Source organism: Streptomyces sp. RLA012 (assembly GCF_056270325.1).
The window spans coordinates 895344-909166 of record NZ_JBWDPA010000002.1; the positions used below are offsets into that span (position 1 = coordinate 895344).

Sequence of the window (13823 nt, forward strand, 5' to 3'; positions counted from 1 at the left end):
AACCCATCAGCAGACGCTGTGCGGCTTCCCCCTCCCACCGAGCGCGGCGACCGGTCCGGTGACCCCGAGCCGCTCATATCCCCACTGGCAGCGGCGATCGCCCGGCACGCGGCCACCCGTCCGGACGACATCGCTGTCATGGATTCCGACACCACGCTCACCTACGCGCAACTGCACGCCCAGGCGACGGCATACGCACAGCAGCTCAGGCGGTCCGGGTTCGGCCCGGGCTCGGCCGTCGGACTGTGCGCCCGACGTGGCACGTGGACAGTGGCGGCGATGCTCGGCGTGCTCCTGGCCGAAGCGGCCTTCGTACCGCTGGACCCGGCCGATCCGCCGGAGCGGCTGCGCGCGTTCGCCGACGGGGCCGGTCTCGGGGTGGTCGTGTCGCCACCGCGCTGGCATCAGCAGTTCGAGGCCGTCGGCCTGCGCTGCCTGCTGCCGCCCGTGCCCTCCGCCCGAGCGGCCGCACACACGCCGGACGCCGCACACGCACCGAACGCCGAACACGCCCCCGGACCGCGGGCGGCGACGCCGGAGGATCTCGCCTACGTCATCCACACCTCCGGCAGCACCGGCCTGCCCAAGGGCGTCGGCATCCCCCGCCGCGCTCTGGAGCACTTCTGCCCCGCCATCGCCGGCGGTTACGGCCTGGCGACCGGGGACCGGGTGCTCCTGTTCTCCTCGATCTCCTTCGACGGCTGCATCGAGGAGATATTCCCACCGCTCTACGCGGGAGCGACTGTCGTCGCCCGCGACGAGGAGATGATCTCGTCGCCGCAGCAGTTCCTGGAACGGTGCGGCGAACTGGGTCTCACCGTGCTGCACGTACCGACCGCGTACTGGCACGAACTGGTGGACGCCATGGCCCAGGACGGGCTGCGGCTGCCGGAACCCGTCCGCGTGGTGAGCGTCGGCGGCGAGGAGATGCGCCGCGACCGGCTCGCGGCCTGGCGCGGACTGCCGCTGGACCCCCGGGTACGGCTGGTCAATGTCTACGGGCCCACCGAGACCACGGTGGTGGCCACCTGGGACGACCTGGCCGGCCCGCTCGCCGCGCCCGAAGCGCGGGACGAGGCACCGACCATCGGCCGTCCGCTGCCCGGGGTGCGGGCGCGGGTGGTCGCCGCGGACGGGCGGAGCCTGCCGCCCGGGGACGAGGGCGAGCTGCTGATCGGTGGCCCCACCGTCGGCCTCGGCTACCTCAATCTGCCGGAGCTGACCGCCCAGCGCTTCAGTACCGGCACCGACGGGACCCGCTACTACCACACCGGTGACCGGGTCAGGGAGCGCCCTGACGGCCGACTGGTGTATCTGGGCCGGATGGACCGCCAGATCAAGGTCCGGGGGTTCCGGGTGGAGCCCGCCGAGGTCGAGCGGGCCCTGATCGGTCAGCCCTGGATCCGCGACGCGGTCGTACGGTACGACGCGGCGCGCGCGGCGCTGGTCGGCTACCTCCTGCCGGACGGCCGCGCGGCCCGGCACATCACGGACCGGGACCTGCGCGAACTGCGTCGGCAACTCGGCGGCGAACTGCCCGAGTTCGCGGTGCCCTCGCTGCTCGTACCGGTCGACGCATTCCCCCTCAACTCCCGCGGCAAGGTCGACGCCGCGGCCCTCGCGGCCCTCCCCGTGACCGCGGAGGCCGACCACCGGACCCGGCCGGCCCCGTCGGCGGACGCCACCGGCACCCAGCGCAGGACGGCCGACCTGATCGCGGACGTCCTCGGGCTGGACGCGGTCGCGCTCGACGACTCCGTCTTCGCCCTGGGCGCGCACTCGCTCACCGCGATCCGGATCATCACCAGGATCACCCGCGAGTTCGGAGTCCGGCTCACCCTCGCGGACCTCTATGCGAACCCCACCGCCGAGGGGCTGTCCAAACTGCTGGACGGTGCCGAACCGATGGACGGCACCGCACCACCGCCGCCCGGTACCGCTGCCGCCGCGCTCCCCCAGGCACCGCCTCGTGAGGCGGCCCAAGGGCTGCCGCTCACCGCCTTCCAGCGCGACGCCTGGCTCGCCGAGCAACTCCAGCCAGGCACCCCCATGCACACGCTCGGACTGCGCTACCGCATCACCGGCCCCACGGATCCCGGCGACATCGTGCGGGCCCTGCGCCGCTTCACCCGGCGGCACGAGGCCCTGCGCGCGGTCTTCCGGCAGCGGGACGAGAAGCCGCTGATGGTGTTCGGCGCCGCGGCGCCGGACGTCGAACCGGACACCCACGACCTCACCCCTCTCGCCCCCGACGACCGCGAGGCCCGGCGGGCCGAGCTGGCGCTGGCCCGGGGCCGCACGGTGCTGGACATCGAGACCGGCCCGCTGCTCGCCGCGACCCTGATCCGCCTGGACACCGCCGAGTGGGAGCTTGTGGTGGCCGTGCACCACCTGGTCTTCGACGGATGGTCCACATCCGTGCTCGCCGAGGACCTCGCCGCCCTGCTCGGCGGCGTGCAACCCGGCCCGGCCGGAGGATTCGCCGACCATCTCCGGCAGCAGGAGCACCGCGCCCTCGGCGGCTCCGGGGCGGCGCTGCTCGCCCACTGGACCACCCGACTGGACGGTGTCGACACCGAGGTCGAGCTGCCGGTCGACCGCCCCCGCCCGGCGGTGCGCTCCTTCACCGGTGCCAAGTTCGAGCACCCCCTCGACCCCGCGCTGCTCGCCCGTATCGAGCAGGCCGCCCGGCAGGCGGGCACCACCCTGCACACCTATGTGCTGGCCGCCCTGCAGATCCTGATGAGCAGGCTGAGCGGCCACACCGACATCACCGTCCTCGCCCCCGTGGCGCACCGCGACGACCCGCTCAGCGAGCACAGCCTCGGCGCCTTCATCAACATTCTGCCGCTGCGCACCGACCTCTCCGGCGACCCCGACTTCCACACGGTGCTGCGGCGCGCGACCGAGACGGTGGTGGACGCGCTCGGCCACCAGGACCAGCCCCTGGACGAACTGCTGCGCGCCCTACCGGTACAGCACCGGCCCGACCGCAGTCCGCTCACCCAGGTGATGCTGATCGTCGTCAACACCCCGGCCGCCGCGGCCGGCTACGGCGAGGCGAGGGTCGAGCACCTCGGCGACACCTTCCCCGGCACGACCAAACTCGACCTCACGCTGACCCTGGACCTCCCGGTCGCCGGCCCGGTGCTCTCCCTCGAATACGCCACCGAGCTGTTCGACGAGGCCACCGCGCGGCGGCTGCTGCACCATCTGCTCGCGCTGCTGGAAGCGGCACTCGGCCGGCCGGGCCAGGCGATCAGCACGCTCTCACTGCTGACGCCCGACCAACGGCTGGCCGTCCTGGAGGCGGGCGTCGCCGAGAACCCCGGCGCGTCCGAGGAGCCGGGCGCATCCGAGGAGCCCGGCGCGGACGGCCGTCCCCACCCCGGGCGCGCCGGGGTGCACGCGCTGTTCGAGGAGCACGCCCGCCGTACGCCGGACGCGCCCGCGGTGCGCCATCGCGGTGAGCAGTGGAGCTACGCCAGGCTGGACCGGGAAGCCGCTCGGCTGGCCGCCGCGCTGCACGCCCGCGGGGTGCTGCCCGGGGACCGGGTGGGCATCTGCCTGCCGCGCGGCCCGCTGGTGTACGCGGCCGTACTCGCCGTCTGGAAGGCCGGGGCGGCGTATGTGCCGCTGGACCCGCAGTACCCGCGGGAGCGGCTGCGGTACATGTTCACCGACAGCGGCGCCCGGGCCCTGATCACCGACGGGCAGAAAGGGTTCGTACCGGCCCAGGGCACGGCGGTGGTCCACTGCGAGGCAACCGCGGACGCCGAACGGCCCGTGGCACGAACGCCCTTGGCCCGAACGCCCGCTGTCGAGGTCGGCGCCGAGGATCCGGCGTACGTGCTGTACACCTCCGGCACCACCGGGCGGCCCAAGGGGGTGACCGTCTCGCACGGCAACCTCCGCCACGCGGTCGCCATGTGGCGGACCGCGTACGGCCTGGAGCCGGGCTGGGCGCACCTGCAGGCGGCCAACTCCTCCTTCGACGTGTTCGCGGGAGAGACCCTCCGGGCCCTGTGCACCGGCGGAACCGTGGTCGCCTGCCCCCATGAGACCCTCCTCGACCCCGCCGCCCTGCACACCCTGCTGCGCGAGGAGCGGGTCGCGGTCGCCGAACTCGTGCCGGCCGTACTGCGCGGACTCCTCGATCACGCGGAGAGCGGCGGCGGTCCGCTGCTCTCCTTGCGCGTGCTGGCCGGTGGGGCCGACAAGTGGTACGTCCACGAGTACCGGCGTGCGCTGGGCCTGGTCGGATCCGACGGACGGGTCGTCAACTCCTACGGCGTCACCGAGGCCACGATCGACAACGCCTACTTCGAAGGCGACGTCGGTACGCTGCCCGCGCAGGCGCCGCTGCCGATCGGCCGGCCCTACCCCGGCAACCGGCTGTATGTACTGGACGTACACGGCCGGCCCGTACCCTTCGGCGTACCCGGCGAGCTGTGGATCGGCGGCCCCGGGGTCGCCCTCGGCTACCACGAGCGCCCGGAACTGACCGCTGAGCGATTCCGTTCCGACCCCTTCAGCGGTACGTCCGGCGCCCGGATGTACCGCACGGGCGACGGAGCCCGGATGCGCCCCGACGGGATGGTGGAGTTCCTGGGCCGACTCGACGACCAGGTGAAGCTCAACGGCCACCGGATCGAACTCGACGAGGTCGAAGCCGCCCTGGCCGCTCAGCCCGGGGTGCACGCCTCCGCGGTCGCCGTCCGCCACGGCGGTCGCGGGCTGCCCCGGCTCGTCGGCTACGCCGTCCCGGCCGACCCCGCCGCGCCACCGACCGCGGCCGACCTGCGCCGGGGGTTGCAGGAGCTGCTTCCGCACCACGCGATACCGGCCCAGATCGTGACCGTGGCGGAGATGCCGCTCAGCCCCAACGGAAAGATCGACCGCAAGGCACTGCCCGAGCCACCGGAGCAGAGCGCGGACAGCCCGGCGGCCGAGGCCGCCACGGCGACCGGGCGGACGCTCACAGCACTGTGGGCCGAGGTCCTGGGGCAGACCCGGGTGGGGCCGGACGACGGGTTCTTCGAGTTGGGCGGTGACTCCTTCACCGCCCTGCGGCTGGTACGCGCCGTCGAGCAGCGACTGGGTGTCCGGGTCGCGCTGCTGGACCTGTATCGCAACCCCACGGTCGCCCGCCTCGCCGAGCACATCGACACCCTGACCCGCGCAGGCACGGAGGCGGGGAATGCCGAGCAGGCCACCCAGCCGCTCCTGCACCGGCTCACCCCCGACCGCACTGGGCCGGTCACCGGCACGCTGGTCTGCATACCCTTCTCCGGCGGCCATGCCGTCTCCTTCGAGCCGATGGCCGGCGCGCTGCCGAAGGACTGGGAGCTCTACGCCCTGCAGCCCCCGGGGCGCGACTGGAGCAGACCGGAGGAGGAGGCACTCCCCTTCCATGAACTCGTCCAGCGATGCCTGGCCGAACTCCGCGACCTGCCGGGGCCGCTGTACCTCTACGGGCACTGCCACGGCTCGGCCGTCACGGTGGAGCTGGCACGGCAGGCCGAGACCGCCGAACTGCCGCTGGCCGGAGTGGCGATCGGCGCGATGTTCCCCATGGCGCGGCTCCCCGGACGGTTCTTCGACTGGCTCTACCGGCACTTCCCGGTGGACCGCATCGTCTCCGACCGCGCGATCCTGGAGGAGATACGCGCCCTGGGCGGCGGCCTGGCCGACCTCGCCGACTCCGACGAGCTGACCTTCACGATGCGGGCCGTACGGCACGACGAACGGGGCTCCGAGGACTTCTACGCCCGTACCCTCAGCCGCCCTCGCGACCAGGTGCTGCGCGCTCCCGTGCTCAGCGTCGTCGGCTCCAAGGACCGCGTCACCGAGCTCTACTCCGAGCGCTACCACGAGTGGGAGCACTACGCCGACCAGGTCGACCTGGAGGTCATCCCCAAGGCCGGCCACGGTTTCCTCAGACACCAGTCGGGGCAGTTGGCGACACTGCTGGTGGACTGGGCCGGCCGCGGGGTCCGGCCCGACCGGACCGCACCTCCGCCCGACGAGGGGGTGACAGCGGCCCCGGCCCCGGCCCCGGTCCCGGCGCCCTCGTCCGGAGGCCGGGCAGCCGGCCGCAAGGAGCCCCGGCCGGGACTGGGACGCTTCGCCGCGGTCGCCGCGGGCCAGTTCGTCTCCTCGGTCGGCAGCGCCCTCAGCCAGCTGGTGATGAGCCTGTGGGTCTATCAGGAGACGGGCCGGATCACCGCCTTCTCTCTGGTCATGGCCGTCTCACTGCTCCCCGGCATCCTCGCCGGGCCGATCGCCGGTGCCGTCGCCGACCGCTACGACCGCCGCAAGGTCATGCTCATCAGTGACCTCGCCGCCGGGCTCGCCACCGTGGCGATGATCGGTCTGATCACGGCCGATCGCCTGAGCATGCCGTACGTCTACCTGCTCTGCGGGCTGACCTCGCTCACCGCCGCCTTCCAACGGCCCGCTTACCTTGCGGCCGTGGCGCAGCTCATACCCAAGCCCTTCCTCGGACACGCCGGCGGCATCACCCAACTGGGCACCGGCGCGGGCGCGCTCTTCGCGCCCATGCTCGGAGCCGGACTGCTGAGCGTGCTGTCCCTGCCGTCGATCCTGGCGATCGACGCCGCGACCTTCCTGGTGGCCGTGGTGACACTGCTGCTGGTCCGCTTCCCCGACCGGCTGTTCCGCCGCCGCGAGGAAAGCGCACGGGAGCAGATCGCGGGCGGCTGGCGGTATGTCACCAAGCGGCCCGGGCTGGTCGCGATGCTGTGGTTCTTCGTCGTCGACCACTTCCTCTACGCGGTGGGATTCGCGCTCATCGTCCCGCTGGTGGTGATCGAGCACGGCATGGCCACGCTCGGCGCGGTGCTCAGCGCGGGCGGACTGGGTACCCTGCTCGGCGCGCTCACCATGAGCATCTGGGGCGGCACCCGGCGCCGTACCGACGGAATGATCCTCTTCATGGCGGCCAACAACCTCGGACTCCTGCTTCTCGGTCTCACTGGCAACCCGTGGCTGATGGCCGCCGGCATGTTCGGCATGGGCTTCACGGAGTCGCTGATCGACGGCCACTGGATCGCACTCGTTCAGACGAAGGTCGGACTGGAGCTGCAGGGCCGGGTCCTCGCCATCTTCATCACGGTGGTCACGGTCGCCATCCCGATCAGCCACCTGGTGATCGGTCCGCTCGCCGACCATGTGTTCCGTCGGATGCTGCTCCCCGGGCAACCGCTGGCGGGCTCGGTCGGAGCGGTGCTGGGCACCGGGCCCGGCCGCGGTCTGGCGCTGGTCGTGGTCGCCAGCGGGCTGTTGCTGACCGCCTGGACCGCTCGCGCATGGCTCAATCCGCGGCTGCGCCTGCTGGAAGACGTCCTGCCGGACGCGGTTCCCGATCCCGAGACCGAGGACCGGGACGCCGAGCAGCGCCGGGCGGACGAGCGGTTCCTGGGCACGGACACCTCCGCCGGCCCGCTCCCCGGCCGCGACGGACCGGCCGAGCTGAAGTCCGAGCAGAAGTCCGAGCAGAAGTCCGAAAAGGTTTCCGAGCAAGCTTCCGAGCACGTTTCCGAGCCAGTTTCCGAGCAGGATTGGATCGACACCTGGCAGAGCGTGTACGACGCTTCCTACTCCGGTTCGTGGGACGCCATGGGCGAGGACTTCACCGGGTGGGACAGCAGCTATGACGGCGCCCCGATCCCGGTGGCCCAGATGCGGGAATGGCGGGCCGCCACAGTCGACCGCATCCTTGAGCTGCGGCCGCGCAGGGTCCTGGAGATCGGTGTCGGCAGCGGAGTGTTCCTCGCGCAGATCGCCCCGCACTGCGAGAGCTACCTGGGTACGGACCTGTCACCGGTGGCGGTGGCCACCCTGAAGGACCAGCTCAAGGCGCACCCGGCACTGCGCGACCGGGTGGCGCTGGAGGCGAGGCGGGCGCACGAGACCGACGGCCTCCCGGTGGGCTACTTCGACACCGTGGTCATCAACTCGGTGGTGCAGTACTTCCCGAGCGCCGACTACCTCGAAAGCGTCCTGTCGAAGGTGCTGCGACTCCTGGCACCCGGCGGGCGGATCTTCGTCGGCGACGTGCGCAACCTGCGGCTGCAGCGCCGCTTCAGCAGCGCCGTGCAGCGGCTGCGCCTCGCGGAGGGGGCGGACCCGGAGCATCTGCGGGCCGCCGTCGACCGCGCGGTGGCAGCGGAGAACGAACTGCTCGTGGACCCGGAGTTCTTCACCGGCTTCGCGGCGCGTTCCGCCGAAGCCGCCTCGGTCGATCTGCGGATCAAGCGCGGCCACGGGCACAACGAGCTCACCCGGTACCGCTACGACGTCCTCCTCACGAAGACGCCCGCGCAGGCCGTGTCCCTGGCCGGGGTGCCCACGCTCGACTGGGGCACCGACATCACCGCCCTCGACGGGCTCGCCGACCTGCTGGCGGCACCCGGTGGGCCGGTCGGCCTCCGGGTGTCCGGGATCCCCAACGGGCGTCTGTCGGCCGACCTGCCCCCGGTGCGGGCGATGTCCGCGACGGCACCCGGCCCTGCCGACGCCACCCCGGCGCACCCGCACCCGGACCCGGAGGAGTTGTACGCACTCGGCGCCCGCCTGGGCCACTGGACGGCTGCCACCTGGTCGGGCGGCCACGACGAGCGGCTGGATGTGCTCTTCGTCCCCGGTGGGGAGTCCACGGACACCGTGTTCACCGATCTGTTCCTGCCCGGTCCGCCAGGGGCCGGCACGGCCTGCCGGCCGCTGACCAACTCCCCGGCCGACAGGCCGGACGAGTCGAATGAACCGAATGAACCGGATGAACCGGACGAGAGGAACGCCTTCGCCCGGTGACCGGAAGTGCGCCGCCGGGCGGCCGCGGTTCGGACACCACCGCGGCCGCCCGGCGGCACCACACACCGACCGGCCGACATGGGCATGCCCCGTACATATGACCCTCGAACAGAGGATTGAAGAAGGCGTCCGGCCACCCCGACAGCCCCTCAAGTCGCGTACCTTTTCTACGACTTGGGCGCGTGATCCGCGTACCGAATTCATCCCGGTCAGCCCGCCCGTCTGGACTGCGGCATATGCCAGAAGCACCACCGGATCGTGTGTTGCCAAATCCCTTACAGGGCGTCGCGGGCTGTGCAACAGTCGTAACGGTCCTTCCACCCCGTCTTGGTCGTACCGTCCCCTCATCGGAGTGCGTCATGCCGTCCCATCTCTCCGCGGACCGCCCCGCGGCCCAGCCGCCCCGGCGCGGCACGGTCGACGCGCTCATTTCGCAGACGCGGCGGCTGCGCGGCGAGGTGGACGCCGTACGGCGGGACGCTCCCGTCGACGGCACGGACCCCCAGGGACGCTGGCAGCGCGCGCTGTGCGACCTGGCGATGCATCAACTCAGCGACCTCGACGCCCACTTGGCACAGTTGCGGGACGGACCGCCGCCCGTGCCCGTGGCACCCGTCGCCGAACCTGTCATCGCGCCCGCCGGGCACACCGTGCCGGCCGCGCCCCCGAGCGGCTCGCTGCTCAGCCGAGTGGGCAGCGCCGAGTGGAACCTGCTGACGGACGAGGCCAGTTGGTCCGGCGAGTTGTACGAGATCCTCGGCCGTGACCCCGCGGCTCCCCCGCTCACCCTCGACGAACTGCCCTCGCTGGTGCTCGACGAGGACCGTCCGATGCTGACGGCGATGGTCACGGACTGTCTCATCGACGCCAAGCCCATCGACGGCGAGTTCCGCATAGTGCACCCCGACGACGGGGTGCGGACCGTGCACATGATGGGCGAACCCGTGCTCGCCGCCGACGGCAGCACCGCCGCGATGTGGGCCGTGCTGCGTGACGTCAGCGAACTGCGCCGCAGCCAGCGGACGGTGAGCGAGACCCATGACTCGCTGCAGCTCCACCGGCACCACGCACAGAGCGAGCGCCGGCTCGCGGTCGAGCTGCAGGAGGCCGTACTGCCGCCCTGGCGCGGATCCCTGCGGCTCCCGCGGCGAGGTCCCGAGGCGCTGGACCTCGCCGCCCGCCATCTGCCCTCGTCGACCGGCGCGCTGATCGGCGGTGACTGGTACGACGCGATGGAACTGCCCGGCGGGGAAACGCTGCTGAGTGTCGGTGACCTCACCGGCCACGGCGTCACCGTGGCCTCGGGCATGGCGATGCTGCTCGGTGCCCTGCGCGGCATGGCCGTGGCGGGCACCCAGCCCGGTCAGCTCATGTCCTGGCTGAACCAGCTGCTCGACGCCTCGGTGCAACCGGCTCTCGGCAGCGCCGTCTGTTGCCGCTACCGGCCCGAGACCCGCACCCTCACCTGGGCGCAGGCAGGACACCCCGCCCCGCTGCTGTTCCGCGACGGGACGGGGCGCATGCTGGCAGCACCGGACGGCGTGCTGCTCGGGGCGACCACGGGTGCCGCCTACGGGCAGGCCGAAGAGACCCTCGAAGACGGCGACCTGCTGCTCCTGCACACCGACGGACTGGTCCCCCGGCGATGGGGGTCCCCCCGCTCATGGGGGTCCCCCCGCTCGAGCGAAGCCGAGAGTGGGGGAGAAGCCGAGAGTGGGGGAGAAGCCGAGAGTGGGGGAGAAGCGGAAGCCGTCCAGCGGCTGCTCGACCTGGCCCCGCGCTTCGGCGGAGCCCGCACGGCCCAGGACTGCGTACGGACGGTTGTGGAGGAGTTCGGCGAGACCGAGCGCGAGGACGACGCCTGCGTGCTCATCGCCAGGATCGGCTGCTAGGCCGACGGAGACCTGGATCGGTTGTCCGATCTGGGTCGGCCATCTGATCTGCGCCGGTTGCCCGATCTGAATCCGTTATCCATGGAGGGCTCCATAGGTAGGTGTCCCTAGAGGACTCCACAAAGGGCCCGCTCACACCCGGGTGCTGCCCCCGCCTCCGTTTCTCGGCCGCAACGCACCCTTCGGCAGGGCGAGTTCGATCTCCTCACGCAGTTCGTGGATCTTCGGGTAGCCGGAGTACTGGGCGGTGAGCCGGTACATCTCACGCAGCCGGTCCCAGGTGCGGTGGGAGGAGTTCGCCCCCATCGACACCAGGGCCAGCCGGGCGTAGCGGTCCGCCTGCTCGGGGTCGTCCGCGATGAAGCACGCCGAGGCCAGCGACAGCCAGTCGAAGATCTGCGACCGCTGCCGGCCGTTGTCGCGCAGGTGCAGCGCCTCCTTGGCATGGCGCTGTGCCGTGGTCGCCGCGGCCGGGTCGTGCTCCGCGAGCGTCCGGTAGGCCAGGGCCTGCATGCCGTGCATGTCCGCCTCGTCGAACATCTGCATCCAGCTCGGCGGGGGCACATCGCCCTTGTCGGAGACGAAGAGGTCCTCCGCCTCGCCCAGGGTGCGCCGCATCGCCTGGCCCTTGCCCATCGACGCCTGTGCCCAGGCCTCGATGGTGTAGAGCATGGCCTGGGTGCGCGGCAGCGTCTCGGAGCCCGAGCCCGACTTGGCGAGCTTCATCAGGTCCAGGGCGTCGTCGGGCCGGCCCAGGTGCACCATCTGACGGGCGGCGCGGGAGAGCGCCTCCCCGGCACGGGGCCGGTCACCGCCCTCTCGGGCCGCGTGCGCGGCGATGACGAAGTACTTCTGGGCCGTGGGCTCCAGGCCGACGTCGTGCGACATCCAGCCCGCGAGGACGGCGAGATTGGCGGCGACGCCCCACAGGCGCCGCTGCAGATGGTCGGGGTGTCGGTAGGAGAGCATGCCTCCCACTTCGTTGAGCTGTCCCACGACAGCCTTGCGTTGCAGCCCGCCGCCGCGGGCCGCGTCCCAGGCCCGGAACACCTCGACCGAGCGTTCCAGTTCCTCGATCTCCTGCGACCCGATGGGGACGGCCTCGTAGCGGTCGAACCCAGCGGGGTCGGCGTGCAGGGGATTGTCGATGTCAGGGGCGTCGGCCGCCAGGGCCGGATCGGTGTGCAGCCAATCGTGCATGGCACTGCTGAGTGCGGATCCAGCGGCGAGCGCGGCACCCGCGCCCACCAAGCCGCGTCGGTTGAGCATGAGGTCCATTCCCGTGAATTCGGTGAGGACCGCAGCGGTTCGCTCGGGCGCCCACGGCACTCCGTCGGGATGTTCCACATTCCCGCCGCCCGGCCGTTTCCCCACACGCCCGTGCCGCACCAGACCGAGGTCCTCGATGGTCACGACACGGCCGAGACGCTCGGTGAAGAGAGCCGCCAACACCCGCGGAACCGGATCGCGCGGGATCTCTCCCATGTCGATCCAACGCCGCACCCGTGAGGTGTCGGTCGCCAATTGGGGGTGGCCCATGGCCGCCGCCTGCTTGTTGACCATCCTCGCGAGTTCGCCCTTGGACCAGCCGGCCAGGCCGAACAGGTCCGACAGACGAGTGTTGGGTTGTCCGTTCACGTCAAGCCCCCAGGTTCTCGGCTGAGTTGACAGTAACCCTCTGTCAGTTGCTGAGCGACTATTCGCCAGGGTTCGCCAGGGTGCGCCAGATGGTCTGCCACCGGGCACCGGGTGTCAGGTAGGAAAGCGCCACCCCGACCCGGTTGCCGAGGGACATTCCCCCAGGGTGTACCAGGGCGACCGGGGCGGGTAGCGCGGCAACTTGCAGGCACACGAAGGGATCTGTACCGCCCATGTACACAGCATCGTCCTCCGTGTCCGCTCCGCCCCGGTCGCTGCACCCCCATCCCCAGGCTCTCGGCTCCGCCCGAGCAGGGGAGACCCCCATGGCGGGCAGCGGCCCTTACCTCGCCCCCGCGCGACCGGCGGCCCCCGTGCTCGGCGCCGGCAGGTCGCGGCGTCCGGGGCTCGGCACCCAACCGCTCAGCGGGAGACTCGACTTGTCCGGCCCCCAGGGCGCGCAGTTGCGTACGGCGATCGCGTCGGTGCACCGGATCTGTCCGGAGTTCGCTCCGGTCCAGGTGCTGCGCCGCAGCGGGCGCTCGGTGCTCCTCGTCGGCACGACGGGGCGCAGCACGGCGGTCGCCAAGTGTTTACTGGACCACTCGCCGATCTGGGCGGAGCGGATCCGGCACGAAATAGCGGCATACCGAACCTTCGTGCGGCATCGGCCGCCGGTCCGGGTGCCCCGGCTGATCGCTGCGGACCCGGACAACTGCACCCTCGTGATCGAGCGGATGCCGGGGCGGGTGGCCGCGCTGCAGCGGCATCCCGCCGAGGCGCCGCCCCGCGCGGACATCCGGGCGGCACTGGGTGCGATCTGTCGGCTGAACGCGTGGCGGCCGCCGGCGGGGACGTTCGACGCCCCGCTGGACTACGCGGAGCGGATCTCCCGTTTCCATGAGCTGGGTCTGCTCACGGACCGGGACATGGGCGATCTGCAGAAGCTGCTGCACGGCATCGCCCACTCGGCGGGCCGTCAGGGCATGGGCCAGTTCTGTCACGGGGACGCGTTGCTGTCGAACATCCTGCTCTCACCGGCCGGTCCAGTGCTGGTGGACTGGGAGCACGCGGGCTGGTATCTGCCGGGCTACGACCTGGCGACCCTGTGGGCGGTCCTCGGTGACGCTCCGGTGGCGCGCCGCCAGATCAGTCAGCTCGCACAGTCGGCCGGTCCCGCGGCGCGCGACGCCTTCCTGGTGAACCTGATGCTCGTACTGACCCGGGAGATCCGTACGTACGAGACGGCGGTGCAGCGTTCGATGCACGACGCGACCCCGGCGGCTCCGGGACCGGCCCACCCGGGTGCTGCGCCGTCCGGCGAGGAACAGCGGCTGCTGCTCAGGCGGCTGCACGACGACTGCCAGATGGCCCGCCGGGCCGTCCGTGCGGCGGTCGGCACTCGCTGACGGAGACGGCGGTCCGTGCTGCGCCTGAACAGGGGCGCATCGCGGGCCT

Annotated in this window: 4 protein-coding genes; 3 read left to right on the forward strand and 1 reads right to left on the reverse strand. The window is 72.0% G+C overall.

The genetic code is table 11. The features are described from left to right. Positions 1-18 precede the first annotated feature (18 nt). Positions 19-8835, forward strand: coding sequence for an amino acid adenylation domain-containing protein (locus RV986_RS04585; RefSeq protein ID WP_475916150.1), 8817 nt, complete (start codon positions 19-21; stop codon positions 8833-8835). Positions 8836-9194: 359 nt separating this feature from the next. After that, complete coding sequence (locus RV986_RS04590; RefSeq protein ID WP_475916151.1) at positions 9195-10727, forward strand: PP2C family protein-serine/threonine phosphatase; 1533 nt, start codon at positions 9195-9197, stop codon at positions 10725-10727. A gap of 132 nt (positions 10728-10859) precedes the next feature. Here RV986_RS04590 and RV986_RS04595 read toward each other — a convergent pair whose 3' ends face one another. Then, positions 10860-12365, reverse strand: a complete 1506-nt coding sequence (locus tag RV986_RS04595) for a DNA-binding protein NsdB (protein WP_475916152.1) — start codon at positions 12363-12365, stop codon at positions 10860-10862. Positions 12366-12598: 233 nt separating this feature from the next. Between RV986_RS04595 and RV986_RS04600 the strand changes: the two genes are divergently transcribed. Then, entirely contained in the window at positions 12599-13774 is a 1176-nt protein-coding gene (locus RV986_RS04600; RefSeq protein ID WP_475916153.1) for an aminoglycoside phosphotransferase family protein, read from the forward strand. Positions 13775-13823 lie beyond the last annotated feature (49 nt).

What these genes read in the sequence shown, in the direction of transcription:
- RV986_RS04590 (WP_475916151.1), top strand. Translation starts at nt 9,195, where the DNA reads ATGCCGTCCCATCTCTCCGCGGACCGCCCCGCGGCCCAGCCGCCCCGG.
- RV986_RS04600 (WP_475916153.1), top strand. Translation starts at nt 12,599, where the DNA reads ATGTACACAGCATCGTCCTCCGTGTCCGCTCCGCCCCGGTCGCTGCAC.